Genomic DNA, 25895 nt, shown 5'->3' on the forward strand with positions numbered 1-25895 from the left:
GTCGACTCTTGCGATCAATTACTCGTAGACGTATATTCGTAGACGAGTAATCGGGAGGTAGTCATGGCCACGAAGCGCAAGGTGAACAACCTGCTGGCGCTAGCCGTGCTCTCGGTGATAGTCGAACGGCCGATGCACCGGTATGAGATTGCCTCGATGCTGCGCGACCGCGGCAAAGACCGCGACATGGACATCAAGTGGGGCTCGCTGTACACCGTTGTGCAGAACCTGGAAAAGGCGGGCTTCCTCGAGGTTGCCGGCAACGAGCGTGACGGCGCCCGACCGGAACGGACGATCTATCGGATCACCGTCGCCGGGCGCGCCGAAATGATCGACTGGACAAGGGAATTGATCGCCGTGCCCGAGCCGGAACACCACCGGTTCGTCGCGGGGCTGTCCATCGTCTCGGCCCTGCCTCCCGGCGAGGTCATCGAGTTGCTCGGCCAGCGCATCGAGGCGCTGAGTCACATCATCGACGATGTGCGCCGAGAACTCGGCCAAATCACCACCCCGCGGCTTTTCGTCGTCGAGGGCGAGTACGGCCTAGCGATGCTGGAGGCCGAGTCGGCATGGGCGCGTTCGCTGCGCGACGAACTCGTCGCGGGCACCTTCCCCGGCCAGGGCTGGTGGGCGCAGGTGCATGCCGACGGCATGGAGGTCGCGGAAGTCGTGAAGCAGATAGAAGGGGGGACCGCGCCGATATAGACGCATGGCCCGGCGGGGCCCAGATGTACGGGCCCGAAAGGGCCGCAACTCGAGACCAGGCCCGGCGGGGTGCGGCAACACCGCCGCCGAGCCCGATGTAACCGTCTCGAACCGTGCCCGCATACGCGCACCCGGCCACGAGGTTGGCAACCACAGGATAACTGGGTGAGCGGTAGGCGGGTCGGTTCGGGGATCGAACACAAATCCGTACCGCACAAACCTGGAGACACCCATGTCCACCACAAGAACCGCACTTGTCATCGGCGGCGGCATCGCCGGACCCGTCACCGCCACCGCGCTGCACAAGGCGGGCATCGAAGCCCGCGTCTACGAGGCGTACCCCGGCCCGACCTACGGCATCGGCAGCGGGCTCGCGCTCGCGCCGAATGGCGTTGCCGCCCTTGACGTCGTCGGCGCGGGCGATCTCATTCGCGATATAGCCGTCGGGATCACGAACATGGAAATGTCGGTCGGCGGCAAGCAGTTGCGCATGCCCGCATTGCCCGGCACACTGCTGCAGCTCGTCGATCGCAACGAGCTGCATCAGGCGCTGCACGATCATGCGGTCGCCGCGGGCGTTTCCGTCGAATACAACAAGCGCCTGGTCGGCATCGACGAACAGGCATCGGGCGTCACCGTACATTTCGCCGATGGCAGCACGGCCACCGCGGATGTGCTGATCGGGGCCGACGGCATCCGGTCGACGGTCCGCGGTCTCATCGACCCGAAGGCGCCGGGACCGGATTACACCGGCATGCTCGGCTTCGGTGCGATAGTCGACAGCGACCTCGACATCGAGCCGGGGACAATGACTTTCGCCTTCGGCAAGCAGGCGTACTACCTGTACGGGGCCGTCGAGAGAGGCCGGATCATGTGGGGCGCCAACCTGCCGCACAAGAAATACCTGTCGCTGACCGAGGCGCGGGCGATCCCGGCCGAGCACTGGCTGCGGATCCTGCGCGAGACCTATGCTGAAGACACCCCCGGCGGCGAGTTCGCTCGCGACACGACCGCCGCGACTCTCGAGACAACCGGCGCGCTGCACATCATGCCGCCGGTGCCGCATTGGTATCGGGGCCGCATGGTGCTGGTGGGCGACTCGGTGCACGCGCCGTCCAACAGCTCCGGCCAGGGTGCGTCGATGGCCATCGAGAGCGCCGTCCAGCTGGCGCGTTGCCTGCGTGACCTGCCCGATCCCACCTCGGCCTTCGCCGCCTACGAGCTGCTGCGGCGGTCGCGTGTGGAGGGTATCGCGGCGCGTGCCGCGAAGATCAACCACAGCAAGACGCCCGGCCCAGTGGCGCGCAAGATGATGCCGCTGGTCATGCGGCTGATGGTCAGGTTCATGAACATGGAGAAGACCATGGGCGCCGAGCAGGGCTATCGGATCGACTGGGACGCGCCGGTCCAGCAGGAACTGGCGGCGCTCGCCGCATAAAACCGCTCGACGCGTGACATCATTCCGGCCGATCGCGGCATCGCTCGCGATCGGCCGGAATTTCGTGCGAGTGCGCGCGAAAACCCTCGCCGGGGTGCTGCCGGACGGGCTGGCGCTGCCGGAACGCCTGACCGGACGAGAACTGCCCGGTGATCAATGTGATCGCGTTCGCCGGGCTGATCGTGCTCGCGGCCCAATTGGGTTGGGCGGCAACCGCGGTGGCGGTGGTCGGGGTGGCGCTGCAGCTGGTTTTCGTGGTGGTGCTTTCGCGGGTGGTGCTCGCGTGGATCGGCGCGGCCATGCGTTCCCGGCGCATTTCGGTCACCGCGCCGGACCCGATGCCGCCGCGCACCGGCAATCCCTTTGCGGGATCAGGGAATCCGGGTTGCGCGAAGGGCCTGCTCCAGCTGATGATCGGTCTGGGTCAGCTGATTGCGGTGATTCCGGTGCTGATCGTGCTCGGTGTCGGCTGGTATTTCGACCTGACCGCGGTCGAATGGCTCGCGCTGCCTATCGGGATCGCGATCGGCGTCGGCGCGGCCCTGCTCGGCGCGCGCCTGGCAGCAGACCGGTTGACCACGCGCGGGCCGGAGTTGCTCGCCGCGGTGAAGGCCCGCTGACCGGTCAGGAACGGTCGCGTCGCTCGGCGCGGCGGCGCAGGATCTCGGCGGTCTGTTCATCGGCGGGCAGGAACGCTTCCAGATGGAGCTCAGCGAGGGTGATGTCGACGGCGGTGGCGAACGAGGTGATGGTCGTGATCAGCTGGAGCTCACCGTCCGCGCTACGCAACCGCAGCGGCACCGCGAAGCCGAGATGGTCGGGGCCCGGATTCACTTCCGGGAGATAGCTTTCCAGCTCGGCGATGAACTCGTCGAGGCGAGCGTCGGGGCTGCGCATCGCCCGGCCGCGCAGGCTCTCGGCGACGTGCCTGCCCCATTCGGGCAGATTCACCACGCGCCGGGCCAGCCCGTCCGGATGCAGCGCGAGGCGCAGCACGTTGATCGGCGACTCGAGCAGTTCCGGCGCGGAGCCCTCGGTGAGCACGTCGAACGCGGCATTCGCGGCGAGCAGCTTGCCGTAGGGCCGCACGACGACCGCGGGGTAGGGCAGGTGCCCGTCCAGGATGCGCTCCAGCGCCGCCCGCACCGGACCCAATTCGGGGGTGTCCAGATCCGATTCGGGGAAGACCGGGGCGAAACCGGCGGCCAGCAGCAGCCCATTGCGTTCGCGCAGCGACAGTCCGAGCGATTCGGACAGTCGAACCACCATGGTGCGGCCTGGCCTGGACCGGCCCTGTTCCAGGAAGCTCAGGTACCGCTGGCTGGTGTCGGTGCGAATCGCCAGGTCGAGCTGGCTCACCCGGCGCTGGGTTCGCCAGTGCCGCAGCTGCTGGGCGAACTGGCTGGGTTCTAACACCGTCGTCATGATTCCAGTGATATCGGACCGCGCCGGTGCACGCCATTCCCTCGAGGGAATCAGCACATCGCACCGGTGGCTCATCGGCGTCATTCCCTGGAGGGAATCGCGGTGTGCCGTCGCGCTCGCAACACTCTGTGCCATGAGCAAGCAATTCGATGAGAACGAACTGGCCCAGCTGACCGAGCGCTACGTCGCCATGTGGAACGAACCCGATGCCGAGAACCGCGGCAAGCTGATCCGCGAACTGTGGGCGGTCGACGGCGCCCAGGTACTGGCTGACCCGCCGCAGGAAATCCGCGAGGCCGCCACCGCGCTGGCCTTCCCGATTCCCTCGATGGAGGTACGCGGCCACGACGCGCTGGATCGCCGGGTCACCCGCGCCTACGAAATGTTCGTCGCACCGGGCGAGCACATCTTCGCGGCCCGCGGACAGGCCACCCAGTTGTCGGTGAACCTCGTCGGCATCACCTGGCTGATGGTCGCGCGTGGCGATGGTGCGCTGGCGGGCGGCGGCTACGACGTGCTCGCTCTCGACGAGGACGGACGCATCCGGGTGGACCACCAGTTCATCGGTGTCGCCTGATGGTCGAAACATTGCAGTACACCCGGATCGTCAGTACCGAGGACGGCGGATCACGGTTCGTGGACGCCGAATTCGACCTGGTTGACCGGATTCCCGCCGAAGGCGTGCCGCCGATGTCGGTGACCGGCGTGCCGTCGGTGGCCGGGGTGACCTATCTACGCAGCGCGGCCTTCGACAGCGCACCGCATCCGGCGCCAGCCGAGCAGTGGGTGGTGATGCTGCGCGGCGTGATCGAAGTGACGACGGCCGACGGTGATCGGCGGCAATTCGGCCCCGGCGACCTCGTGCTCGCCGCCGATACCCAGGGGCGCGGGCACGTCACCGTCGGAGTGGGGGCGGCGCCGTTCGAGGCGTTGTTCATACCCGTAACAGAACTTTCAGGGAGCACACTATGAATGCCATTGCCTATCACCTCGATCCGCTGCGCGGCCTGGAAGGGCTCACCGCCCGGGCGCAGGAGGTGCCGGAGCCGGGACCGAATCAGGTGGTCATCCGGGTGCGGGCGGCCTCGCTCAACCGGCGCGACCTGATGCTGATGGACGGCGTCTATCCGCTGCCCGCCACCCCCGGCATCGTCCCGCTGTCCGACGGGGTCGGCGAGGTGATCGCCGTGGGCGAGAAGGTGACTCGGGCGGTGCTCGGCGATCGGGTGACCGCGTCGTACTTCGTGCGGTGGATCGATGGGCCGCAGCGCCTGGCCCAGGCCGCCCAGCAGTACGGCGCCAATCACGACGGCATGCTCGCCACTTACGCACTGATCGAAGAGGATTCGGTGGTCCATGTGCCCGAGCACCTCACTGATGTCGAGGCGGCCACGCTGACCTGCGCGGGGGTGGTCGCTTGGGCGGCACTGACCAAACCGCGGGTGGCGCCAGGGGAGACGGTGTTGACCGTGGGCAGCGGCACGGTCGCGCTGTTCGGGGTGCAGCACGCCAAAATGCTGGGCGCCCAGGTCATTTCGATCACCTCCGGTCCGGGCAAGGCGGAGCGGCTGCGCAAGCTCGGTGTGGACGAGGTCGTCGACCGGAGCGAAACACCGGAATGGGACGAGGCCGTGCTCGAGCTCACCGGCGGACACGGTGTCGAACACGTGGTGGAAGCCGTTGGCCTGCCGACGCTGTCGAAATCGGTGAAGTCCGCGGGATATAACGCCATGATCACCATGATCGGCGCGTTGCAGTTGCCGGAGGGGCAACCGCTCGAAAATCCGTTCGTCGGGCCGTATCTCGGTATCCGCCGGATCGCCGTCGGCAGCCGCACCGACTTCGAGGCGATGAACCGGGCGATCACCGAACATCGCATGCACCCGGTCATCGACCGGACCTTCCCGCTCGAGCAGGCGGTCGAGGCATACCGCTACTTCCGCGACGACAACCCGTTCGGCAAGGTCGTTATCACCATGCCGTGATCAGGAACCAGTAACCGCCGTTGGGTCTCATGCCTCGAAGGGCACGGTATTGCCGGTCGCATCACGTGTTCCGGCACCGGCATCGATCGCTGCTGCGAGGTCGGCGACAGCGGCCCAGGTACGTGGCGGTTGCGCGTCGAGGTTGCCGATCGTGTACCAGGTATCGGTGCCGCGGTATCGGACCAGGCCCTTGCCCGTGTCGTCGACGGTGACATCGAGGTCGCCGGATACCGTCCCTTCCTCCTCGGTCATGACGGCTGCTTCGGCGGGGATCTCGATGATGTCGCTTATCTGAACCCTCCTCGACGGACGCAGTCATCGACTGCGGTGCGCAGTGCGGCCTGTTCGTCGTGATCAACGCTCAGCGCGTATTTTACCTTGACCTGGATGTATCGACCGAGATAGCCACACCGGAAATTCCCGGGAGGCAGATAGTTCGCAACGTCCTGGTCGCCCTTTGATCTGTTGGCCGACGGATCGGAGGCGGCAAGGTTGACCGCGTCGTTGGCGATGCGGCGGCGAGTATCTTCGTCGCGGGTGCCGGCGCCCGACCGCCAGGCCTCCGCCAGGGCGACGATGTGCTCGGCATCGACGGTAGCCGGGTCGGTCATCCACTTGTACGGCTTGAGCTCTCCGGTCTTCTGGTCGAGAAATCCGTACTGGTCTCGCCAGCCGCCGTCCGGGCCGATCGAGAATTCGCACGTTTTCGGGTCGAGCTTGACCGAGCCGGTGGCATCACGCAGCAGCATCACGTCACGGCTGGTGCAGCGGCTGTACTGCGCGAATTCGGCGCCGAACCCGTGTTCAGGCTTGTTGAGATCCCAGTGCGGGAATTTCTCGCGGCTGTAACCGGTCATCGACGCCTCCGGTGTGACAGCCAGTTGCCCGAGCAGCTCGGTGACGTCCTTGCCGGAAATCGTTGCCGTGCCTGCCGAACCGGGTTTCTGACCGTCGGTACCGGTCGCCTTGTCGATCCGTGCGCAGGCGATGGTTACGATCGCGATGAGACAGATTGCCGCACAAACGGATAACACTCGACGCACGATGCGAGATGTGCGGAACGAAAACCACTTCACGCGATCACGAGGCCCAACAGACTTAGCCATCGTGCCGAGAACTTCATCGAACTTCCTAACGCCAACACCGAACTCCAACGGGCGTCAAGCTACCGGGTCCCGGTGTCCTCGGATGTCATTGTCGATTATGGCATTAGGTACAGTCGATGGAATCCTTGTGCGCGGCAAGGGGACTGGACGAGCGCGGGGCCGGAAACGCGAACCACCCCCGAGTCGCCGTGCCGGCGCCGGTTCAGGGGTGGTGGATCACGATCGAGATCCGTTCGTGCGACGTGGTGCGGGCCGGTTGTCCAGGGGGCGCGCCGAGTGCTCGAAGCCGATGAGGGAGGCGTCGAACGTCGTGTCGCGCGGGTAACTCGTGGCGAGCGTCACACGATGCCGGGCGGAGAAACGGTCACAACAGCAGCGGTGCTGTGTCCAAACCGGGTGAAGGCACAAAAGCCGGATCAAGGAAGGGCATACATCATGGCTACCGTCGACGTTCTCGACTCGTTCCTCAACTACATCGACCTCGGCACCGGCGTGGTGCCGGTGGTGTTGCTGCACGGCAACCCCACCTCATCGCACCTGTGGCGCAATGTGATCCCGCACGTGGCCGACCAGAGCCGTATCCTGGCACCGGATTTGATCGGGATGGGCGCATCGGGGAAGCCCGACAGCGATTACCGCTTCGTCGATCACGCCCGCTACCTGGATGCCTGGTTCGATGCGCTCGGTCTGGACGAGGTCGTCCTCGTCGGACACGACTGGGGCGGCGCGCTCGGCATGGATTGGGCCGCACGGCATCCCGGTAGGGTCCGGGGCGTCGCGCTGATCGAGACCTTTCTGCGGCCGATGCGCTGGGACGAACTGCCGCCGCTCGGCGCCGAATTGTTCCGCAAGTTCCGCAGCGCGGAAGGGGAGCGAATGGTGCTGGAGGAGAACACCTTCATCGAGTTCAACCTGCCGAGGGGCACTGCCGACCTGTCGCCCGAGGACCACGATGTCTACCGCGCGCCCTATCCGACCCCGGAGTCGCGCAAGCCGATGCTGGTGTGGCCGCGCGAGTTCCCGCTCGACGGCGAACCGGCCGACGTGGTGGCGATCGTGGAGAACTACGACCGGTGGATGGCGCGGCCGCCGGAGGTGCCGAAGCTGCTGATGGCACTGGACAACGGTGTCGGCCTCGGCTCGCCGGAGGTGATCGCTTGGGCCGCGGCGACGTTCGCGGCCGCCGAGGTCGTATCGGTGGGCTCGGCCGGGCACCACGCACCGGAGGACCAGCCCGACGCCATCGGCGCCGCGGTCGCGTCGTGGTTGCGCACGCACGCGCTGACGGAGGTTGCTGCACGGGCATGAACGGGTCCCGATCACCGCGCCGCCGAATACTTGCGCCGACTCGGATGCGGCCGAAGAATTATGAGGTGAATACCGAGTCACCCGCGGCGGTCGGGCCTACCCGCGAGCAGGAGCAGGAACTCGTCGCGCGTGCCGTGGCGGGTGATAGTGCCGCCATTTCGGCCGTGGTCCGCCAGTTGCAGGACCCGCTGTATCGGCTGGCATTGCGCATGGTGTGGCGACCGCCCGAGGCGGAGGACGCGACACAGGAGATCCTGCTGCGCGTGGTCGGCAACCTCGCGACCTGGCGCGGCGAGGCGAAGCTGCTCACGTGGGCCTACCGCATCGGCGTCAACTACCTGCTGAACCTGCGCAGGCAGACCCCGCAGGAGGCGGCGCAGGTGAGCCTCGACGACCACCGGGCGGGTCTGGCCGACGGACTCGCCGCCGAGGACTATCGCGGCCCGGAGGCAGAACTGCTGTCGGCCGAGGTTCGCCTCAACTGCAGCCAGGCCATGCTGCAGTGCCTGGTCCGCGACGAGCGCATCGCCTTCGTGCTCGGTGATGTCTTCGAACTCGGTTCCACCGACGCCGCCTGGATTCTCGGCATCACGCCGACCGCCTACCGGAAGCGTTTGGAGCGAGCCAAGAAACGCATCGGCACCTTCCTCGATTCGACCTGCGGCGTCGCCAACCCGGAAGCCTTCTGCCGCTGCTCGCGCCGCGTGAACAAGGCGATCGCAGTCGGCCGCGTCGATCCACGCAAGCCCGCATTCGCGACCCACCCGATCACCACCTGCGGCCGCACCGCGGCCGAGGCCGAAAAACAAATGGTCCGCCTGCACGACGCGGCCGCGGTGCTGCGGGTGCACCCCGATTACGCCCTGCCACAGGCGAAAGCGGAGGCGATCGCCGGGCTGCTGCGATCCGGGCGCTTCCCGTTGCTCGATGCGTAGGTCATAGCGAGTGTGACCTAGCCGCGCTAGGCGGCTGCGGGGCGGAGCAGGGTGCCGGTGCACACACCGCGCGCGGTTCGGGCTGCGATTGCCGCCCCCGGGTCGCCGCGAGCGTTGCGACGACCGCGTGAACCCAAGCCCACCGGGGGCGCGTTGTCGTCTGCCCGTTGTGTCGTGGCGGTTACACAGTGAGTGTCGCTGGGATGGCAGAGCTTTCGCCGGTCGGAAAGCAAGATTGGTGTCAGGTTGCACACCAGAACGAAACACTTTGGAGCACAGCATGATCAGCAGTATTCGCCGGATCGCCACCGTCGCCGCGGCCGTCGCGGTCGTCGCCGGTACCGGGGCCGGAATCGCCTCGGCCACACCGTCGGCCACGGTGCCCCTGCACACCGGGTGGGAGCTGTCCTGCCTGTTCGGCCAGAACTTCGACTGGCACTACTACAACTATTGCGACCGTCACTACTGGCACGGCAGCCACCACAGTGACTGGGACGACCACCACAACCACAATTGGGACTACAACTACGACTGGTTCCGCGACCGCTGACACAGTGTGAATGCCCCGGCAGCTCAGCTGCCGGGGCATTGTCGTGTATGCAGGTGGTAGCCGCGGATGTCGGTGGGTAGGTAGGTTCGACAAGTGTTGAAAGTGAGTGCGCTCACCTGGGTAGGGGCGGTTTCGCTGCCCGCAGCCGGACTGTGGTTACTGGTCTCGCGCCCAATGCTCGACGCTCACTACGAACATCATCCGGAGCACTTCTGGCTGGTGCTTTCGGCGGCGATGCTGGCAATGTCGTTGGGCATCATCCTGTTTCGGGCCGCCCGCAGTCGGCGCGATGTCCGGCTCATCCTGGTGTCGTTGATGTTCCAATTCGCCGCCGGATTCCTCGCACTGCACGCGGTGGCCACCCCCGGCGTGATCCTGAGCTCGCCCAATGCGGGGTTCGTGTACGCAGTTCCGATCGGTCTGACCCTCGGCGGCTTCGCCGCGCTCGCCTCCGCCGTCGAATACGGGGCTACGGCCGCCGCGCGACTGAATCGGCTGGTGTGGTTGCTATCCGCACTGCCGCCGCTGAGTCTCGTTGCCTGGGCGGCGATTTCGCTGACCCGGCTACCGCCGCTGAACGGGACGCCCAGTCCCACCGAATCCTCGGGCCCGCTGGTCGGCATCGCGATCGTGGGTTCGCTGTGTTATCTGGGGGCGGTCATCGCGTACGGGCGGCAGTTCTACCGTCGGCGGGGTCTGCTGCTGCTCAGCGTGTGTACCGCCTTCGTGCTGCTGATCGAGGCGCTGCTCGCCATCGGATTCGGGCGTAGCTGGCGGACGTCCTGGTGGGAGTGGCATGTACTGATGGTGGTGGCATTCGCACTGATCGCCTTGAGTAGTCACCTGCAGTTTCGCCGGGAAGGGTCGGAGCTGGGCCTGTTCGACAGCGTCACGCTGCGTCAGACCATGGCAGCGCTGGAGCGTGAATACACCCGGGCCCTCACCGAAATGGTGGATATCCTGCGCCAGCGGGACGCGGGCGGGGTTCCGGCACACGAACCGCTCGGATCGCTGGGCGTGCAGCTGTCGCGACGGTTCGGGCTGACCGAGCGGCAGTTCGCGGTGCTCGAGCACAACGCGCGGCTGTACCGGCAGCTCGACGAGCTGTTCCGGTCCTATATGTCCCCATCGGTCGCGACCGCGTTACTCGCCAACCCCGCCGAGGCGGACCTCGGGGGCCGAATCGCCGAGGTCAGTGTGCTCATGGCTGACCTGTGCGGGTTCACGCCGTTCGCGGAGAACACCGATCCCGCGGCGGTCGTGCAGATGCTCAACACCTATTACGGTGCGATCGTGCCGGTCATCCTCGGGGAAGGCGGGACAGTGGTGCAGTTCGTCGGCGACGCGGTCATGGCGGTCTTCAACGCGCCGACCGATCAGCCAGATCATGCCCTGCGGGCGGCCCGCGCCGGGCTGATGCTGCAACAGGCCGTCGGACGCATCGCCGCGGACCGCCCGGAATGGCCACGGTTCCGGGTCGGCGTCAACACCGGGCCCGCCCTGGTCGGCAATGTCGGTGCGGCGCAGATGCGCAACTACACCGCCATCGGCGACACCACCAATCTGGCGGCAAGGTTGCAGGGCGTGGCTCAGCCCGGCACCGTGGTGATCGGCCCGTTGACGCGTGCGCAGCTCGGTCCCCGGGCTCTTGTGCACATGCTGAACGGTGTCGCAGTCAAGGGCCGGCGCGAGTCGGTCACCTGCTACGTCCTCCAGGGGCTGCCATGACTACCGAATTCGCGTTGCTGCGCGGCCTGGATGACGGTGAGCGTCGGCAACTGCTCGCCTCCTGCACGCTGCGCCGGTTCAAACGACGGGAAATCCTTTGTCACGATGGCGATCCCGGCGACTGCCTGCACCTGGTCAAATCCGGGCTGTTGCTGATCCGGATGGCGACGCCGCTCGGCTGTACCGCAACCCTGACCATGATCGGACCCGGCGATTCGTTCGGCGAGCTGGCGCTGCTGAGTAGCGACGCCAAGCGCACCGCCACCGTGGAAGCGGCCGAGAGCGCCGAAACCCTCACCTTGAGCCGCGAGCAGCTGACCGCCCTTCGTGCCACGATATCGAGCGGATGCTCACCCGGACCCTGGTCACGCAGGTTCGCCGGCTGTCCGCGATGGTGCTCGAGGCGCTGTACCTGCCGGTCGAGGCGCGGGTGGTGCGGCGGCTGGCCGATCTTGCCCGGATCTACGGCGGATCCGCGCCCATCGCCGAGATCCGGCTCACCCAGGACGACCTGGCCTCCATGGCCGGGACCACGCGGGTAACGGCCAACAAGGTTCTGCACGAGCTGGAACAGCGTCGCATCGTCGAGCTGGGGCGCGGCCGGATCATCGTCACCGATCGCGCCGCGCTGGTTGCGGCCGCGAATTCGCACCACTGAGCCGGACCACCGGGCCGCGCCGAGGCAGTTCCCGGGCCGCTCGGTCGAGCGAGACGTAGACCTCGACCGAGGTCGGCCCGGTGTTGCGCCCGATCTCTGCGGCGGATGTTGCGCGGCCACCGATAATGCTATTCCGTGTCGTCGGGCTGTGCCATCGGTGGAATTCCGGTGTCGAGGAAGCGGATCAGGCGATCGATACGCCCGGTGTGGTCGACGCAGCGTTCCAGATCATTGCCGACGAGTGCGATATCGATCGACTCGTCGGTGGGATGGGTCCAGGTCGGGGCGGCGAGTGCCGCATGCAGTTGCTGGTGCAGTTGATCCATCGAGCTGGTGTCGGATATCGCAGTCGGCCGCGTCGATCCACGCAAGCCCGCATTCGCGACCCACCCGATCACCACCTGCGGCCGCACCGCGGCCGAGGCCGAAAAACAAATGGTCCGCCTGCACGACGCGGCCGCGGTGCTGCGGGTGCACCCCGATTACGCCCTGCCACAGGCGAAAGCGGAGGCGATCGCCGGGCTGCTGCGATCCGGGCGCTTCCCGTTGCTCGATGCGTAGGTCATAGCGAGTGTGACCTAGCCGCGCTAGGCGGCTGCGGGGCGGAGCAGGGTGCCGGTGAACACACCGCGGGCGGTTCGGGCTGCGACTACCGCCCATGCGGTGACCAGCAGGGTGTACAGCGCCACAGCGGAAATCGCGAACAGGTATGCGCCGGTATGGCCGTAGAGGACGTTGCTACCGGTGATGCAGGTGCCGAGGGGGAAGATGAAGCCCCACCAGGTGAGGTTGAATTTCAGGTTGCCCGCGCGGGCGGTCTTGACGGTGACGGCGAGGGCCAGCGCCAGCCACAGCATGGCGAAACCCCAGGTGGCGACGCCGAAGATGACGGAGAAGACGGTCAGGCCCTCGGCGTAGAGGTCGGGCAGGGCCGAAGGAGCCGCATTGGCCAAAAGGCCTGCGGCAGTGACGGATTGGCCCAGCGGGCCGAGGACGATCCACAGGGTCGGTACCATGCCTGCCTCGGGGGCGCCGTGGTGCACCAGCCGCGACCAGATCATGGTGATGATGACCAGCGCGGCGATCAGGCTCAGGCCGAACATGGCCAGGCAGAGCAGGATCAGGGTCAGCCGCAGCTGGCCTTCTGGAGCGTAGGGGACCAGCAGCGCGCCCATGGCGGCGGACACCATCGGGGGCACCACCGGCATCAGCCAGCCACCGAAGGCGGCGTCGGGCTCGGCGTGGTAGTGGGTGAACATGCGGTAGGGGATGGCGAACGCGGTCAGCAGACCGAGCGCGGTGCCCGCCGACCACAGCACCCAGCCCACGGTCACCGCGGCCGATAGCCCGATCACGTCGCGGCCGAGCAGCAGGGTGCCCGCGCCGACGGTCAGCAGTGCCATCGCGGGAGCACCGAAGAACTGCGACATCACCAGATGATTCCAATGGTCGCGCGCGGTGTCGGGAAAACGCACCCGATGCACCGCCCAAGCCACGCTCAACACCGCAAGCAGCAGTGCGGCCAACGCCCACACCACGGTCGCGGCGCCGTGCAGCCCAGGGAACTGCAACGGCAGCGTGGCGGCGGCATCGGCGACGATCCCGGTCCCCATCACGGCCGCGAACCAGTCGGGCCCCAGCTGGCGCAGGCTCGCGCGTTCAGCGAGCTGGTTCGGCCGACGGTCGCGGGGAACGGCGAGGCGGTCCGGGCGCGGGGCGTCGTGGTCGAGCTCGCCGAAGAGACGCCGCGAACCGGCGGGCTGAGGAGTCACTGTGGCGGTCATATCTCCAGCGTCGCTGCGGATAGACGTGTCGAGTAGCCACTGCGTTCCTATGGGTACATAGACTCGTTCTATGCCGTTGTCGCCGCGTGTCCCGGATCTGGCCGCGCTCGACCTGCTGCTTTCGGTTATCGAGCTGGGCAGCCTCGGTCGGGCGGCGGAGGCGCACGGCATCAGTCAGCCCTCGGCGTCCTCGCGGATCCGGTACCTGGAAAAGCTCGTCGGCCTGCCGGTGCTGGAACGGACCACGCTCGGTTCGCGGCCCACTCCGGCCGGTGCGCTGATCGCCGAATGGGGGCGGGCAGTGGTCGACGCGGCCGGGCAACTGGACGCGGGCATCGACACGTTGCGCGCCGAGCGGGATTCGCGGCTACGCGTCGCCGCCAGCCAAACTATCGCCGAGTACCTGTTCCCCGGCTGGTTGATAACCTTGCGCACCGCCGCTCCCGACACCACCATCGCGCTCGAATCCGGCAACTCCGTCGAGGTCGCCCATGCCGTGCTGGACGGCAAGGCCGCCATCGGATTCATCGAGAGCCCGGAGCGCTTTCGTGGCATCGAAAGCCATGTCGTGGCGCGCGATCGGTTGGTCGTCGTGGTCGCGCCGCAGCACCGTTGGGCTCGCCACGGTGAGGTCGCCGTCCACGAGCTCGCCGAAACCCCGCTGATCCAACGCGAAATCGGCTCCGGCACCCGAACGTGGTTCGAGCACGCCGTATCGCGCGCCATCCCCAACTGGCAGCCCACTGTCGCGCTGGAACTCTCCTCCACCACCGCCATCAAGACCGCGGTCGCCTCCGGCGTCGGCCCCGCGGTCCTCAGTTCCCTGGCCGTAGCCGCCGAGGTCGCCGCGGGCACCCTCGCCGCACCCACCGTCACCGGCCTCGACCTCGACCGGACCCTGTGCGCCATCTGGCCCACCGCGCAGCGCCCGACGGGTCCCGCCCGCGACCTCTATGCCATCGCCCGGCGTACCGAACCCCCGCGCTAGCACCGCATCTCGACAGGGCGTCCAGACGTCGCACCAGAACTCCTACGCCATCACCTATCAGCTCGTCTCGGGCCCGCTGGCTCTATTCGCCCAGGTGGGATACGGCGGCCTGTATGGCGATAACGCGCGCGACGCCCAACAGGTGCGCCGGATGTTCGAGGCATGCGCCACACTGGCCGACGTCGCCGAGATCGCGCCGGGATGCGGACGTCACCGGCTGGTGGTCCAGCACAGCGACCTGCGCGCCAATGGCTGACGTTCGCTGCGGACACGACCTGCCCCGGCTACCCCATTCCGCACCGTGGCCCGGATGTTGCGCGGCCACCGATAATGCTATTCCGTGTCGTCGGGCTGTGCCATCGGTGGAATTCCGGTGTCGAGGAAGCGGATCAGGCGATCGATACGCCCGGTGTGGTCGACGCAGCGTTCCAGATCATTGCCGACGAGTGCGATATCGATCGACTCGTCGGTGGGATGGGTCCAGGTCGGGGCGGCGAGTGCCGCATGCAGTTGCTGGTGCAGTTGATCCATCGAGCTGGTGTCGGATTCCGGCTGCGGGGTCGGTTGGTGGCCGGTGGCAACGGACTCGCCCGCGATGGCGGTGCGGTGCGCGGCGAGTCGGCCCATGGCGACCAACAGGTCCATGATGGGTTGCGGCGCAACGGGTTCCGGATGGGATTTGTACACCTGGTCGGCGGCGCGGCTGATCAGCGTGCCGATCCTGGACAGCTCGCTGGCGATCTGGATGGCGGTGACCACGTGGCGCAGGTCCCGCGCGACCGGAGCCTGCAGCGCGAGCAGCACCACGGTCCGCGCCTCGCACGCGCCGTACATCTTCTGTAGTCGTTCGTCGAGCGCGAAAACCTCGTAGGTGGCGGTGAGGTCGGCATCGACGAGCGCATCGGTGACGCGCTCGGCCGCATCGTGGGCGAGCCGACACATCAGCGTCAAGTCATTGGTCAACGCGACGAGCTCGCGAGTGAACTGGGTCCGCACCGGCAAATTGTCGCCTATTGCCGCGACATCGAGTACCCGAATGTCGTGTCCCGCCGCCGCCTTGGCCGGAACTCGCAGGCCGCGGCGCCACGCATGGCAGGATTGTGGCGTGCGAGAGACTGTGAAATGAAGCGCGACGTCTCCGCCCACCTCGATATCGCGGTCGCGGAGCCGACCACCCTCGAGTTCCAGATCGCGGTAGCCCGCAGGCCGGGGCTCGAGCTGACCGAATCGCTGGTCTTCGAGCTCGACGGCAGCACGATCGTGCCGCAGGAGATCATCGGCCCGCACGGCAACCGCATCCACAAGTTCGCCGTCGGCACCGGCGCGCTGCGGATGGACTACAGCGCAACGGTGTTCGGCACCGCGGAACCGGAACCGGCCTCGGATTCCGACCTCGCAATATACCTGCGGCCGAGCCGGTTCGCCGAGTCCGACAAACTGCTCGGCTTCGCCGGGACCGAATTCGGCAGGGGCGCAACGCATGCGGAGCTGGCGGCCACGGTGTCGTCCTGGGTCGGCCGCCGCATCCGCTACGTCGCGGGTAGCAGTGACCCGATCGATGGCGCGGTGGAGACGATGCTGTCCGGCGCCGGTGTGTGTCGCGATTTCACCCATTTGCTGGTGGCGCTGTTGCGGGCGCTCAAAGTGCCCGCGCGACTGGTTTCGGTGTACGCGCCGGGCCTGTTCCCGATGGATTTCCACGCGGTTGCCGAGGCATACATCGACGGCACGTGGCGGGCATTCGATGCCACCGGGCTGGCCCCACGCTCGTCGCTGCTCAGAATCGCCACCGGCAGAGACGCTTCCGACGCCGCGTTCCTCGACAACCATGGCGGCGAGATCTACGTCGACAACATGTGGGTGCGCGCCACCGTCGACGGCTTCCTACCCCGCGACAACGGCGTCGACCAGGTCTCGCTCTGCTGAGCAAGACGTGCCGGTGGTGAAGCGGCCGTCGCACTCTGCCAATGCGTTTCGTACCCGCGCATTTCGAGTGATCGGTGTTACCGTCGGCGGGTGCCGAACAAGCGCGATATCCAGCACCGAGTCGTGACGATATTTCAGCGGCGGGTCGGCAACCCGATCCTGCGCAGACTGCCGAGCCAGCAACTGCTCGAGACCATCGGACGTGTCAGTGGACAGCCACGCATCACGCCGATCGGTGGACGCCGGGAGGGCAACGCGTTCTGGCTCGTCTCCGAATTCGGCGACCGCTCGCAGTACATCCGAAACATCAAGGCGAACAACCGGGTTCGACTGCGCCTGCACGGCCACTGGCACACCGGTACCGCGCATCCGCTGCCCGACGATGATGCCCGTGCCCGTCTGCTGAGCTTGCCCAAGGCTAACAGCGCGGCCGTCCGACTGGTCGGCACCGACCTCATGACCGTTCGCATAGACCTGGACGACTGAACGGCCGCGGCCAATAGCTTTGTCCCGGTGTGAGAGTGCCCAGCTCACGCCCGTTTTGTCCGGCCTGATGCGCCGTCCTGTGATGCGCTGTAGCCGAATGCGGACAGTTTGCTGGGACGATGGATGTCATGATCCGTGCATCCACATCGCACTGACCACCTGTCGGACGGCTTCGGTTCGCTGCTCGAGCCCGACGGCACCATTTCGGTCGATCGGACCAAGCTGCCGGTGCAGCTCCAGGACGCCATGGCCGCCCTGGCCTCATGAAGGTGCGAGTCACTCCTCAAGTGAGGTGCCGCCCCAGAAGCGGGGCCATGCGGCGTCGAATCCGTGTGGTTCGGCCGCCGACGATAACGGCAGGCTGGGAGACCGGCGGCGATCCGGGCGTATAGTTTATTTATAGCTACCTCTATCTAGTGCGCATGACCTGGTGAAATGCAATGGCATCGAGTTGATCTTTCGACGAGCAACCTCGAGGTACTGTGCCGTAGAGGCGAGCTATTCATTCGCGACGGTGTTCGGTGTCGAGCAGCGAAGGCGGTTTCGATGACAGCCCAAGGCGATCCAGGGCCGACCGGTGGGAGTGAACCCGACAACACGCGTCTCTTAGCCATTGCGGCCGTGATAGCCGCCGTGCTCGCACTGGTCGTCGCGACCGGGCTGATCCTCGGCTCGAATCAGGATTCGGACACCAGCAAGTCGACGCCGTCCGCGACCTCCGCCGCCCGATCCACGTCGGCCACCGCGCCACCGACCGCTATGTCGGTCAACCGTCCCGCGCCACCGTCGGCCTCGCGGCCCAACCGCCCACCCAGTCCGGTGCCGCCGCCACTGCGACCGGCACGCAAGATCGGTGACGACTGCTCGGCCGGCGGCATCGTCGCCCGATGGGATCTCCGCAACGGCCAATGGGCGTGCGTGCCGCAGGAACATGGGCGCGACTCGCATCAGGTCGGTGACGACTGCTCGCCCCGCGGCATCGTCGCGCAGTGGGGCCTGGCCTCCGACGGCCGCTGGGTATGTATTCTGCAGGAGCAGGGGCGCGACTCGCATCAGGTCGGTGACGACTGCTCGCACGGCGGCATCGTCGCGCAGTGGGGCCTGATGCCCGACGGCCAATGGTCGTGCATCCCGCGGGACCAGGGTGGCCAGGAGACGCTGCCGGAGCCGGTCGCTCCTGGCGCGCGGTGACGGACCCGAAATTCGATAGACACTTGAAGCGAAAAATAGTCCGCCACATCACCCGCCCGGCCCCCGCCCCGTCGCGAAACCGCGTGCGAGCGGATACCGTCGGCGGCGTAGTCGAGGGCCGCGGCTTGGACCAGACCGGCCAAGCCGCGCTTGCTTGCGGTGTAGGCGCCACGGCTGGCGTCGGTGGCGAGGGCGTTGTTCGACGAAGTCACCACGATGGTCCCGCCGCCGACTCGAAGAAGGTGCGGCACTTGGTATTTGATCGCGAGGAAGGTGCCGCGGAGATTGGTGTGCAGCACCCGATCGAACTCGTCGGCGCTGTATTCGTGCAGCTTCTTCTGAAGCTACCGCGCGCTCGTCATGGCGGGTGCACCGCTGCTGATCGGCAGCCTGCTGCGGTCAAAACCCACATTGCCAACCTGATGTCGAAAACCGGTGCCACCAACCGAGTTCGCCTCGCCGTGCTCGGCCTGCGGGTAGCCCAGCCGGATCCAAGGTGACCGCGACGCTGCCGTAAGCGCGGCAACCTGGAGCGCGTCGGACAGCGCCATAATCTGCTCGACTGCCGGATTCACGCGGACCGCATAGAGCCGACCGTCGCGTCTCGGCTGGATGCCGAGACCCGTGATCCCTGCTCAGTGTGGGTGTTGCGCCGCATACCTCGCGCGTTCGATGGCGCGCCGCCTCGTGCGTTCCGGGTTTTCCAGATCGGCGGGTAAGCCGTGTTTGGCCAGGCGGTGGGCGCGGTTCATCGGCATGAAAGCCGTTGTGTAGAAGAGCGCCAGCAGCACCGCGAGCAGGACCATGCAGCCGCGGAGCCAGAGTTCGCCGGGGAAGAGCAGGAAGACCACGAAGAGGGGTGTGAAGGGAACCATGCCGCGGATCAGGTGACGTGGGGCGGCGTATTTACCGGTGAGATCGTTGCGGACCCATTCGCGCATGGAATCGGGCAGGCGGCGGCCGAAGGCGTAGCCGATCCATTGGACGGGATTGGGGCGGTTGTGGCTCATCGGCGGGCTCCTTTTGTGCCGGAGGGTATTTCGTCGTCGGCGAGCACGGCTCGGCGGGCGGCCGCGTTGACTCGGTTGAGGACGTCGCGCAGTTCTTCCAGATCCGAGAGCGGCACGCCGAGGCGTTCCACCACGGCGGGTGGGATCTTTTCGGCCTGCTCGCGCAGGTCGACGCCCGCGGCGGTCAGGTTCACCAGCAGATTTCGTTCGTCGCGGCGATCACGGTCCCTGGTGATCAGTCCGGCCGTCTCGAGCCGCTTGAGCAGGGGCGACAGGGTCGGGGAATCCAGCTGGATCGCCTCGGCGATTGCCTTCACCGACATCGGCGCCTCACCCCACAGCGCTAGCATCACCAGATATTGCGGGTGGGTGAGGCCGAGCGGTTCGAGCAGCGGGCGGTAGACGCCGAGTACCGCGCGATTGGCGACAGCCAGCGCAAAGCACACCTGGCGGTCCAACCTCAGTGGATCGTCGATCTGGGCTGTCATCGCTCCTCCTGCCGTCTCGTACAGGTTAGCGTATTAATAGTTAGTGCGTTAAGTATATGTGTGCGACACCTCAGCCGAGGAACGCCGCCGTTGCGTCCGCGCTCGATAGCGTTGGCGCATGAATCGCGACACCGTCGATGCGCGCCCGCGCATCCACGAACTCGACGCCGTGCGCGGGATGGCACTGTGCGGGATTCTGGTCGTCAATATCCGGCAGATCACCGGCATGTCGGCGACGGTGGCGCCGGGCGTGATGGATCCGACGCTGCGGTTGTTGTCGGTGGTGTTCGAGGGACGTTTCTTCCCGATCTTCTCGCTGCTGTTCGGGCTGAGCTTCGCGTTATTCCTGGACAGCGCGGCGCAGCGCACCGATCGGCCGCGGCTGGTGTTGGCCCGCAGACTGGTCGCCCTCGGCGTTTTCGGTCTGATCCACCATCAATTCCGGCCGGGGGAGGCGCTGCTGCCGTACGCCATCGTCGGGCTGGTGATCCTGCTGCCCGCCGCGGGTCTGCCCCGCTGGGTGCTGCTGATCGCCGGCCTGGCAGGCACGGTCGGTGTGGCGCTCACCCTCGGCGGCGGGCTCGGCCTGGTGCCGGGATTGTTCCTGCTCGGCCTGGCCGCCGATCGCTTCGGCATCGCCCACACACTGCGCGATCGCGGCTGGCAGATCGCGGTGGTGCTCGCGATCGCCCTGCCTGCCGCGGTGGTGACGGCGGTGTGGCAGAACCGCACGCCGTATCAGGAACTGTGGACCAGCGTCGCGGCGCCGGTCGCCGGATTACTCGGCGCACTGGCCTATCTGACCGGCTTCTTGCTGTTCCTGCGCACCGCCACCGGGGAGCTGTTCGCGGAGGTTTTGGAACCGATGGGCCGGATGGCGCTGACCAACTACGTCTCGGCCACCGCGCTTATCCTGGCCGCCGATCCGTGGCTCGGCCTGTCCGAATCCAATCGCTACGGGGCGCTGCTCGGCCTGGCCGCCGCAATCATCGTGATACAGGCGATATTCTGTTATCACTGGCTGCATTGGTTCCGCTACGGCCCGCTCGAATGGGTCTGGCGGTGCGTGACCTGGTGGCGGCTGGTGCCCAACCGCTGGTCTCGGGAGGAACGTCGGGGACGAGCGATCATGGCCGGAATGCCCCGGCTGCGTTGAGCTCGGAGGCTTCAGCTGAGTTCGACCGGCAGCGTGAGCGGGCCACGGTGTCGAAACCCTGAGCGCCACAAGATATCTCGCTGCGACACCGCGAGCGTCGTGTCGGGGTAACGGGTGAACACCTCATCGAGCGCGGCGGCGGCAATGGTGCGCACCAATGCGGTGCCCAGACAGGAATGGGTGCCATAGCCGAGTCCGAGGTGCGGATTGCGCTTCCTGGCGAGGTCCAATTCGCTTGGCCTCGTGAAGATTTGCGGATCACGGTTGGCCGAGGCCAGACACAGCAGTACCGTCTGCCCGGATCGGATGATGTAGTCGCCGAACTGTATGTCGGCGGTCGCGAAGCGCGGTCCGGCCAGCACCTGCGGGGACAGGTAGCGCAGCAGCTCATCCACGCAACGCTGCTTGTCCGGCGCGGATCGCAGGATATGTAGTTGGTCGGGCCGCGTCAGCAGGGTCAGGATCGATCCGGCGACCAGATCGGTCAGCACCTCATACCAGACGAACAGCAGGTAGAACAGCAGTCCGGCGAGTTCGTCCGCGGCAAGCGATCCGGTCTTGTGTTCGTCGACCAGCCTGCCGAGCAGCGTGTCGCCCCGCGCCTGCTCGGTCGCCGCGGTGATGATGGCGCGCATCGTGGCCAGTGTGTCCCGGGCCCGAGGGGGAGCGGCGGTCGCGAGGAGGGTCGAATTCGCCCACGCCAGCAGGGCTTCGCGTTCGGCTTCGCCCAGGCCGAGCAATTCGCCGAGCACCGCGGCGGGCAGCGGAACCGCGAGCCGCTCGACCAGATCGACCTGTGCCTCGGAATCCAGCCCCTTCAACAGAGATTGGACGAGTTCGGGGGCGAGGTCGGCCCATTCGGCCAGCCGCCGCGGCGACAGACCACTGGTGACCATCCTGCGAAGGCGCGCATGATCGGCGGGCTCGGCGACCAGCAGCGCATCCAATGGCGGCGGGACGGCGAAGCCGCGGTAGTCGTGCGGCCCGGCCTTGCGAATATCGGTCTCCAACCGGTCATCCAGCAGTCCGGCGCGCACATCGTCGTATTTGGACACCAACCACGCGGGCGGACCGTCCGGAGTGCGCACCCGATGCACACCGCCGTCACGGCGCAACCGGTCCAGCACCGGCCACGGATCCGCCGCGAACTCGGCATCGAAGATTTCCAGCATCCGGTCCCCATCCGCATTGTCCGCCAGTATGTCTCGCCACCCGCGCGACGCGCATCAAGGTACACGCGCGGCCACGACCGCCTTTTCGTCCCGGGTGCTTTACGGCGCGGCTGGCGGTCTTCGGCGGTGCGCCGACGCAGACTGGGCGGTGGTCGCGGCATTCGAATCCACGCCACCGAGGCCGCGCAGCGCTTGCTCGGCGACGACGGCGGACTCGTCGGAGCAGTCGGTCATGTTGAAGGTGTAGGTCATGAGGTGGCGATATCCGGATCGACCGGGTTCAAACGGTTTCGATCGATGTTTGATTCATGAACTACCGGGCATAACGGGGTTGTAACACCAACCAGCGCAACGGGATTGTCATGATCGTACTTATCGGACTCGTCGTCCTGATCGCCGCAGTAATCATCGGCGTTGCCGGGGTAGCGGCCAATACGGGCGAAATACATACGTCTACAAGTGATTACGCCGTTTTCGAATACCACTTCACCGCCAGTGCCGGGCAGCTATTCCTATACGGAGCGGCCATCGGCGCCATCGCGATGCTCGGACTCGGTCTGCTGTTGACCGGCATCTGGCGCGTATCTCGTCGGGGCCGCGCCGCACGGCGCGAGCTGCGGCATTCACGCAAGGAGATAGCGGCGGCGCGTCGTAACACCCCACCCGCCGGGTCACCACCCGTCGCTCCACCGCCCGCCTCGCGCCCCGCTACCCCGCAGCCGAGCGGGAAGCCGGTCTGGAGCTGGAAGCGTTTCATGGGCAAACCGTCCGATGACACCCCGGTCGAAACATCGCGCCGCACAACGGCGACAACGAAATAACCGCCAAATCGCGCCCCTCGGCCACCACCGCGTTTCCGGCCGGCTCGGCGTCCGATCAGCCCCCGGCTACCCCGGCGAGCTGGCCGATGCCATAGGTGACCGCCATGGCGAGTGCGCCGCCGATAACGACCCGAAGCACCGCTCGGCCACGATGGCTGCCGCCGAGCCTCGCGCTGACCGAGCCGGTCAGCGCCAACGCCACCAACACCGCGGCGAAGGTCACCGGGATGCGAGCCGTTGTCGGCGGCAACATGATGGCCAGCAGCGGCAGCAGTGCGCCGAGGGTGAAGGACACCGCCGAGGAGATGGCGGCCTGCCACGGATTGGTCAACTCGTGCGGGTTGAGTCCCAACTCGGCCTCGGCGTGCGCGGTGAAGGCGTCATGCGCGGTCAATTCCTTTGCGACCTGGCGCGCGGTGGCCGCCGACAGCCCCTTGGCCTGGTAGATGTCGGCCAATTCCGCGAGCTCGAATTCCGGTTCCTCCCGGAGTTCCCCGCGTTCCTTGGCCAGCAGCGCCCGCTCGGAATCCCGCTGGGTGCTGACCGACACGTATTCACCGACCGCCATCGAGATCGCGCCCGCGCTCAACCCCGCGATGCCCGCCGTGAAAATAGCCGACGTATTGGTGGTCGCCGCGGCGACGCCGACTACCAGACCCGCGGTCGACACGATGCCGTCGTTGGCGCCGAGCACGCCCGCACGTAGCCAGTTCAGCCGCGACCACAGGCCGTCGCTGTGCGGCTCATGCGGGTGCGGACCGATGCCTGGCTCGCTGGTCGTCTCGTCCATGAGGCGCAGACTATGTCAATGTCCGCAAAGTATCAGCAAGCCGGACCGCCAGCGCGACGATCGTCAGGGTGGGATTGGCGTGGCCGTTAGTCGGGAACACCGAGCTGCCCGCGATGAAGAGGTTGTCGACGCCGTGCACCCGGCAGTCGATGTCGACGCCGTCGTGTGGGTCCGCGCGGTTCAGCAGCCTCGGCTGAAGAATGCGCGTACGTAACCCGCGGACTGACGGATATACATCCACGTCCAGAACTTCAGGCCGGAATCGCTGGGGCTGGCCACCATGGTCAACTCACCGTCGAAGCATTTGCTCACGATGTACCTGGCCCGCGACACGTGCGGGGTGTAGGTCACCACGATGATGTGATGCCAGCCGAACAGCTGTGCCCGGCGGCGTATTTCGCGTGCTTCACCGTCAGTCGTCCACGGGTCCGGCACGAAACAGCTGACCTCGAAGTCGAATCGGCCCGCGCAGTATTTGTCCATCGCGCTGTCGTCGGCACCCGTCGACCGCGAGATCAGCAGTTGCGGCGCGTAGCTGCGCTCGGCCAGATCCAGCCCGAGGTCGAAGCGCTCGTAGGCGGTTCCGCCCAGCACGACGATCGCATCCGCCTTCCGCAGCGGATCCGTTTGTGGATGGACGTACACCGGCAGACCCGCCACGCCGAGGACGACGATCAGGGCGAGCAGCGCGCCGAACACCAAACCAGCTCGTCGAAGGCCGGGCACACCCCGACGATACCGAAACCCGCACCGGGCCGACGTTCGCGGACGATCGGTCCGATCGTCCGCGTAATTCGGTGCGGCACAAGGCAAGGCACCGGACGTGCCAGGGCGCCGTGGATCGATGCTCGAGGACCGGTCCGGTGCGACGGGGTTCAGGCAGGCGGGAAGACGTACACCTTCTCCGGCGTGATCCGCACGATGAGCCGCTCGGCCTCGGGCTGCGGCGTCAATCTCCACCCGCCCACGGACCTCCGCGTAGCGGCCGTTCGTCCGGCTCAGCACTAGCAGGCTGACCCGCGGATCGCGGAACATATTGCGGGTCTTCAGCCGTCCCTTGATGGTGCTGAAAACCACGTCGTCGTCCTCGTATTTCACGAAGATCACCGACGATTGCGGGCGACCATCGGCATTCGGTGTGGCCAGGACCGCGGCATGCGGCCCGTCGATCAGTTCACGGATGGTGTCGCCGAGTTTCACGGTCACTAGGGCACCCTCTTTCGTGCGGGCCTTTAAGATGAGGCCTGCCGACAGCCGCTCACACCCCGCATCGGCCTGACTCTCGACTGGACGACACCGCCGAGGCATTCGAAGCGCTGGCCGATCGGCAGCTACGAGGTAAGGCCGTGCTGACCGTCGAGAAGTAACCACCTACTTCCGCGCGATCAACTCCAGCGCGATGTTGTCGGGATCCCGGAACTCGAGGATGTAGCTGTACCCGATGTCCTTGATCTCTCCATGCTCGACGCCGCACGCGTCGAGATGCGCTGCCGCGGCTTCGAGTTGGGCCAGGGAAACGACCGGGAACGCGAGATGGTCCAGCCCGACCCGATCTTCGTCGAACCTGTCGGTACCTACCGGCCGCAACCCGATGAGTCCCTGCCCCATTCGGTAGATCACGCCGCCGAACAGAAACCCGAACTTCGCCTGCGTTTCCGCATCGGCCTCCGCGGGCACCTCGAGCGCCACCGGCCATCCGAAGACCGTCTCGTAGAAGGCCCGAGATCGGTCGATATCGCAAACAGTCAGTCGGACATGGGCAATCGAACTGGTCGGAATCGGCATGCGATCCATGCTCGCACCCCCGTCCGATACCCGCCGGTTCATTGCTGATCCGGTCGACACAGCTGCCAGGTCGGCACGGGGTTACGGGCGGCCATGGGTTCCGTCGCGGCGGATCGCGGTTGGTGTTGTGCCCCACCATCGTCGGCAGCATCGGGTGAAGGTCGACTGTTCGGAGAGGCCGATGAGGGAGGCCACCTGGCTCATCGGCATGTCGGTGGTGGCCAGGTAGCGACGGGCGACGTCCCGGCGCACGTCGTCGAGGATTGCCGCGAAGGAGGTGCCCTCCGCGGCGAGGCGGCGTTGCAGGGTGCGCGGGTGGGCGGTCAAAAGTCGTGCGACAGCACCGATCTCGGGGGGAGTGGTACCAAGCAACTGCTGGACCGCAGTTCGAACCTTCGGGACGATGGATGCGTTTGCGCCACCGGACTGTTCGGCCAGGAATGCCATGGCCAAGCGGTGC

36 protein-coding genes and 3 pseudogenes are annotated in these 25895 nt (G+C 66.7%); 21 read left to right on the top strand and 18 right to left on the bottom strand.

What is annotated here, in order from left to right; translation table 11 throughout:
• Nucleotides 1–63: 63 nt before the first annotated feature.
• The 3 genes from ACV7NQ_RS24355 to ACV7NQ_RS24365 all read left to right on the top strand — a co-directional run bounded on the left by ACV7NQ_RS24355 (nucleotide 64) and on the right by ACV7NQ_RS24365 (nucleotide 2763).
• Nucleotides 64–705, top strand: a complete 642-nt coding sequence (locus tag ACV7NQ_RS24355) for a PadR family transcriptional regulator (RefSeq protein ID WP_463361758.1) — start codon at nucleotides 64–66, stop codon at nucleotides 703–705.
• 232 nt (nucleotides 706–937) lie between these two features.
• On the top strand, nucleotides 938–2143 hold the full coding sequence (locus tag ACV7NQ_RS24360) for an FAD-dependent oxidoreductase (protein WP_463361759.1): 1206 nt from the start codon (nucleotides 938–940) through the stop codon (nucleotides 2141–2143).
• A gap of 149 nt (nucleotides 2144–2292) precedes the next feature.
• A complete protein-coding gene (locus ACV7NQ_RS24365; protein WP_463361760.1) occupies nucleotides 2293–2763 on the top strand; it encodes a hypothetical protein in 471 nt (156 codons plus the stop codon).
• A 4-nt stretch (nucleotides 2764–2767) separates the two neighbouring features.
• Here ACV7NQ_RS24365 and ACV7NQ_RS24370 read toward each other — a convergent pair whose 3' ends face one another.
• Entirely contained in the window at nucleotides 2768–3568 is an 801-nt protein-coding gene (locus ACV7NQ_RS24370) for a helix-turn-helix domain-containing protein (RefSeq protein ID WP_463361761.1), read from the bottom strand.
• Nucleotides 3569–3701: 133 nt separating this feature from the next.
• On the opposite strand from ACV7NQ_RS24370, the gene ACV7NQ_RS24375 reads away from it, so the two are divergent.
• The 3 genes from ACV7NQ_RS24375 to ACV7NQ_RS24385 are packed head-to-tail and all read left to right on the top strand — an operon-like array spanning nucleotide 3702 to nucleotide 5553.
• Entirely contained in the window at nucleotides 3702–4145 is a 444-nt protein-coding gene (locus ACV7NQ_RS24375; protein ID WP_463361762.1) for a hypothetical protein, read from the top strand.
• Nucleotides 4145–4540, top strand: coding sequence for a cupin domain-containing protein (locus tag ACV7NQ_RS24380; protein ID WP_463361763.1), 396 nt, complete (start codon nucleotides 4145–4147; stop codon nucleotides 4538–4540). Before ACV7NQ_RS24375 ends, ACV7NQ_RS24380 begins: the two co-directional genes overlap by 1 nt.
• Nucleotides 4537–5553, top strand: coding sequence for a zinc-dependent alcohol dehydrogenase family protein (locus ACV7NQ_RS24385; protein ID WP_463361764.1), 1017 nt, complete (start codon nucleotides 4537–4539; stop codon nucleotides 5551–5553). Before ACV7NQ_RS24380 ends, ACV7NQ_RS24385 begins: the two co-directional genes overlap by 4 nt.
• A gap of 27 nt (nucleotides 5554–5580) precedes the next feature.
• Here the strand turns inward: ACV7NQ_RS24385 and ACV7NQ_RS24390 are convergent, their stop codons facing one another.
• On the bottom strand, nucleotides 5581–5805 hold the full coding sequence (locus ACV7NQ_RS24390) for a hypothetical protein (RefSeq protein WP_463361765.1): 225 nt from the start codon (nucleotides 5803–5805) through the stop codon (nucleotides 5581–5583).
• A 35-nt stretch (nucleotides 5806–5840) separates the two neighbouring features.
• Complete coding sequence (locus ACV7NQ_RS24395) at nucleotides 5841–6587, bottom strand: HNH endonuclease family protein (RefSeq protein ID WP_463361766.1); 747 nt, start codon at nucleotides 6585–6587, stop codon at nucleotides 5841–5843.
• Nucleotides 6588–7094: 507 nt separating this feature from the next.
• On the opposite strand from ACV7NQ_RS24395, the gene ACV7NQ_RS24400 reads away from it, so the two are divergent.
• The 6 genes and pseudogenes from ACV7NQ_RS24400 (at nucleotide 7095) to ACV7NQ_RS24425 (ending at nucleotide 11838) form a co-directional block, all read left to right on the top strand.
• Nucleotides 7095–7967, top strand: a complete 873-nt coding sequence (locus ACV7NQ_RS24400) for a haloalkane dehalogenase (RefSeq protein WP_463361767.1) — start codon at nucleotides 7095–7097, stop codon at nucleotides 7965–7967.
• 65 nt (nucleotides 7968–8032) lie between these two features.
• A complete protein-coding gene (locus tag ACV7NQ_RS24405; protein ID WP_463361768.1) occupies nucleotides 8033–8902 on the top strand; it encodes an RNA polymerase sigma factor in 870 nt (289 codons plus the stop codon).
• Nucleotides 8903–9182: 280 nt separating this feature from the next.
• Nucleotides 9183–9452 carry a hypothetical protein gene (locus tag ACV7NQ_RS24410; protein WP_463361769.1) on the top strand — a complete coding sequence of 90 codons (270 nt, stop codon included), beginning with the start codon at nucleotides 9183–9185 and terminating at the stop codon, nucleotides 9450–9452.
• A gap of 102 nt (nucleotides 9453–9554) precedes the next feature.
• The gene (locus tag ACV7NQ_RS24415; protein WP_463361770.1) at nucleotides 9555–11180 is read left to right on the top strand and encodes an adenylate/guanylate cyclase domain-containing protein; all 1626 of its coding nucleotides are present in this window, start codon (nucleotides 9555–9557) and stop codon (nucleotides 11178–11180) included.
• Nucleotides 11177–11449: pseudogene (locus tag ACV7NQ_RS24420) on the top strand (cyclic nucleotide-binding domain-containing protein); the annotation flags it as partial. The gene ACV7NQ_RS24415 and the pseudogene ACV7NQ_RS24420, both read left to right, overlap by 4 nt.
• Before the next feature lie 77 nt (nucleotides 11450–11526).
• A complete protein-coding gene (locus ACV7NQ_RS24425) occupies nucleotides 11527–11838 on the top strand; it encodes a Crp/Fnr family transcriptional regulator (RefSeq protein ID WP_463361771.1) in 312 nt (103 codons plus the stop codon).
• A 128-nt stretch (nucleotides 11839–11966) separates the two neighbouring features.
• Here ACV7NQ_RS24425 and ACV7NQ_RS24430 read toward each other — a convergent pair whose 3' ends face one another.
• Nucleotides 11967–12164, bottom strand: coding sequence for a hypothetical protein (locus tag ACV7NQ_RS24430; protein ID WP_463361772.1), 198 nt, complete (start codon nucleotides 12162–12164; stop codon nucleotides 11967–11969).
• Nucleotides 12165–12171: 7 nt separating this feature from the next.
• On the opposite strand from ACV7NQ_RS24430, the gene ACV7NQ_RS24435 reads away from it, so the two are divergent.
• Entirely contained in the window at nucleotides 12172–12399 is a 228-nt protein-coding gene (locus tag ACV7NQ_RS24435; RefSeq protein WP_463361773.1) for a hypothetical protein, read from the top strand.
• Nucleotides 12400–12425: 26 nt separating this feature from the next.
• On the opposite strand, the gene ACV7NQ_RS24440 is transcribed toward ACV7NQ_RS24435, so the two are convergent.
• A complete protein-coding gene (locus ACV7NQ_RS24440) occupies nucleotides 12426–13622 on the bottom strand; it encodes a TDT family transporter (protein WP_463361774.1) in 1197 nt (398 codons plus the stop codon).
• Nucleotides 13623–13692: 70 nt separating this feature from the next.
• On the opposite strand from ACV7NQ_RS24440, the gene ACV7NQ_RS24445 reads away from it, so the two are divergent.
• Both ACV7NQ_RS24445 and ACV7NQ_RS24450 read left to right on the top strand, forming a co-directional pair.
• Entirely contained in the window at nucleotides 13693–14610 is a 918-nt protein-coding gene (locus ACV7NQ_RS24445; RefSeq protein WP_463361775.1) for a LysR family transcriptional regulator, read from the top strand.
• Entirely contained in the window at nucleotides 14576–14866 is a 291-nt protein-coding gene (locus tag ACV7NQ_RS24450; RefSeq protein ID WP_463361776.1) for a hypothetical protein, read from the top strand. The genes ACV7NQ_RS24445 and ACV7NQ_RS24450 overlap by 35 nt, the downstream gene beginning before the upstream one ends.
• A gap of 77 nt (nucleotides 14867–14943) precedes the next feature.
• On the opposite strand, the gene ACV7NQ_RS24455 is transcribed toward ACV7NQ_RS24450, so the two are convergent.
• Nucleotides 14944–15606 carry a phosphate signaling complex PhoU family protein gene (locus ACV7NQ_RS24455; RefSeq protein WP_463361777.1) on the bottom strand — a complete coding sequence of 221 codons (663 nt, stop codon included), beginning with the start codon at nucleotides 15604–15606 and terminating at the stop codon, nucleotides 14944–14946.
• Nucleotides 15607–15732: 126 nt separating this feature from the next.
• Here ACV7NQ_RS24455 and ACV7NQ_RS24460 point away from each other — a divergent pair, with 126 nt between their 5' ends.
• The 4 genes from ACV7NQ_RS24460 to ACV7NQ_RS24475 all read left to right on the top strand — a co-directional run bounded on the left by ACV7NQ_RS24460 (nucleotide 15733) and on the right by ACV7NQ_RS24475 (nucleotide 18213).
• Nucleotides 15733–16536 carry a transglutaminase-like domain-containing protein gene (locus ACV7NQ_RS24460; RefSeq protein ID WP_463361778.1) on the top strand — a complete coding sequence of 268 codons (804 nt, stop codon included), beginning with the start codon at nucleotides 15733–15735 and terminating at the stop codon, nucleotides 16534–16536.
• A gap of 90 nt (nucleotides 16537–16626) precedes the next feature.
• Nucleotides 16627–17022 (top strand): nitroreductase/quinone reductase family protein, encoded by a 396-nt coding sequence (locus tag ACV7NQ_RS24465; RefSeq protein WP_463361779.1) that lies wholly within the window; start codon nucleotides 16627–16629, stop codon nucleotides 17020–17022.
• A 135-nt stretch (nucleotides 17023–17157) separates the two neighbouring features.
• Nucleotides 17158–17289, top strand: coding sequence for a hypothetical protein (locus ACV7NQ_RS24470; RefSeq protein WP_463361780.1), 132 nt, complete (start codon nucleotides 17158–17160; stop codon nucleotides 17287–17289).
• A 279-nt stretch (nucleotides 17290–17568) separates the two neighbouring features.
• Nucleotides 17569–18213 (top strand): hypothetical protein, encoded by a 645-nt coding sequence (locus tag ACV7NQ_RS24475; RefSeq protein WP_463366117.1) that lies wholly within the window; start codon nucleotides 17569–17571, stop codon nucleotides 18211–18213.
• A 134-nt stretch (nucleotides 18214–18347) separates the two neighbouring features.
• Here the strand turns inward: ACV7NQ_RS24475 and ACV7NQ_RS24480 are convergent.
• The 4 genes and pseudogenes from ACV7NQ_RS24480 to ACV7NQ_RS24495 all read right to left on the bottom strand — a co-directional run.
• A pseudogene (locus ACV7NQ_RS24480) lies at nucleotides 18348–18512 on the bottom strand (SDR family NAD(P)-dependent oxidoreductase); the annotation flags it as partial.
• A gap of 45 nt (nucleotides 18513–18557) precedes the next feature.
• Complete coding sequence (locus ACV7NQ_RS24485) at nucleotides 18558–18764, bottom strand: hypothetical protein (protein ID WP_463361781.1); 207 nt, start codon at nucleotides 18762–18764, stop codon at nucleotides 18558–18560.
• Between the two features lie 84 nt (nucleotides 18765–18848).
• Nucleotides 18849–19223: a DUF5313 family protein gene (locus tag ACV7NQ_RS24490; protein ID WP_463361782.1), complete on the bottom strand. Its 375-nt coding sequence runs from the start codon at nucleotides 19221–19223 to the stop codon at nucleotides 18849–18851.
• Nucleotides 19220–19711, bottom strand: coding sequence for a MarR family winged helix-turn-helix transcriptional regulator (locus ACV7NQ_RS24495; RefSeq protein ID WP_463361783.1), 492 nt, complete (start codon nucleotides 19709–19711; stop codon nucleotides 19220–19222). Before ACV7NQ_RS24495 ends, ACV7NQ_RS24490 begins: the two co-directional genes overlap by 4 nt.
• 118 nt (nucleotides 19712–19829) lie before the next feature.
• On the opposite strand from ACV7NQ_RS24495, the gene ACV7NQ_RS24500 reads away from it, so the two are divergent.
• The gene (locus ACV7NQ_RS24500; RefSeq protein ID WP_463361784.1) at nucleotides 19830–20867 is read left to right on the top strand and encodes a DUF418 domain-containing protein; all 1038 of its coding nucleotides are present in this window, start codon (nucleotides 19830–19832) and stop codon (nucleotides 20865–20867) included.
• Between the two features lie 11 nt (nucleotides 20868–20878).
• Here ACV7NQ_RS24500 and ACV7NQ_RS24505 read toward each other — a convergent pair whose 3' ends face one another.
• Nucleotides 20879–22039 (bottom strand): cytochrome P450, encoded by a 1161-nt coding sequence (locus ACV7NQ_RS24505; RefSeq protein ID WP_463361785.1) that lies wholly within the window; start codon nucleotides 22037–22039, stop codon nucleotides 20879–20881.
• 99 nt (nucleotides 22040–22138) lie between these two features.
• Nucleotides 22139–22291 (bottom strand): hypothetical protein, encoded by a 153-nt coding sequence (locus tag ACV7NQ_RS24510; RefSeq protein ID WP_463361786.1) that lies wholly within the window; start codon nucleotides 22289–22291, stop codon nucleotides 22139–22141.
• Between the two features lie 110 nt (nucleotides 22292–22401).
• Between ACV7NQ_RS24510 and ACV7NQ_RS24515 the strand changes: the two genes are divergently transcribed.
• On the top strand, nucleotides 22402–22860 hold the full coding sequence (locus ACV7NQ_RS24515; protein WP_463361787.1) for a hypothetical protein: 459 nt from the start codon (nucleotides 22402–22404) through the stop codon (nucleotides 22858–22860).
• A gap of 55 nt (nucleotides 22861–22915) precedes the next feature.
• Here ACV7NQ_RS24515 and ACV7NQ_RS24520 read toward each other — a convergent pair whose 3' ends face one another.
• The 6 genes and pseudogenes from ACV7NQ_RS24520 to ACV7NQ_RS24545 form a co-directional block, all read right to left on the bottom strand.
• The gene (locus ACV7NQ_RS24520; RefSeq protein WP_463361788.1) at nucleotides 22916–23650 is read right to left on the bottom strand and encodes a VIT1/CCC1 transporter family protein; all 735 of its coding nucleotides are present in this window, start codon (nucleotides 23648–23650) and stop codon (nucleotides 22916–22918) included.
• A gap of 10 nt (nucleotides 23651–23660) precedes the next feature.
• Nucleotides 23661–23891 (bottom strand): GMC oxidoreductase, encoded by a 231-nt coding sequence (locus ACV7NQ_RS24525; RefSeq protein ID WP_463361789.1) that lies wholly within the window; start codon nucleotides 23889–23891, stop codon nucleotides 23661–23663.
• A complete protein-coding gene (locus tag ACV7NQ_RS24530; RefSeq protein WP_463365801.1) occupies nucleotides 23831–24376 on the bottom strand; it encodes a YdcF family protein in 546 nt (181 codons plus the stop codon). The genes ACV7NQ_RS24525 and ACV7NQ_RS24530 overlap by 61 nt, the downstream gene beginning before the upstream one ends.
• Before the next feature lie 270 nt (nucleotides 24377–24646).
• Nucleotides 24647–24958: pseudogene (locus tag ACV7NQ_RS24535) on the bottom strand (pyridoxamine 5'-phosphate oxidase family protein); the annotation flags it as partial.
• 63 nt (nucleotides 24959–25021) lie between these two features.
• A complete protein-coding gene (locus tag ACV7NQ_RS24540; protein ID WP_463361790.1) occupies nucleotides 25022–25435 on the bottom strand; it encodes a VOC family protein in 414 nt (137 codons plus the stop codon).
• An 81-nt stretch (nucleotides 25436–25516) separates the two neighbouring features.
• Nucleotides 25517–25882: a helix-turn-helix transcriptional regulator gene (locus ACV7NQ_RS24545; RefSeq protein ID WP_463365802.1), complete on the bottom strand. Its 366-nt coding sequence runs from the start codon at nucleotides 25880–25882 to the stop codon at nucleotides 25517–25519.
• Nucleotides 25883–25895: the final 13 nt, after the last annotated feature.

This window comes from Nocardia sp. Tas62D01 (assembly GCF_055232035.1).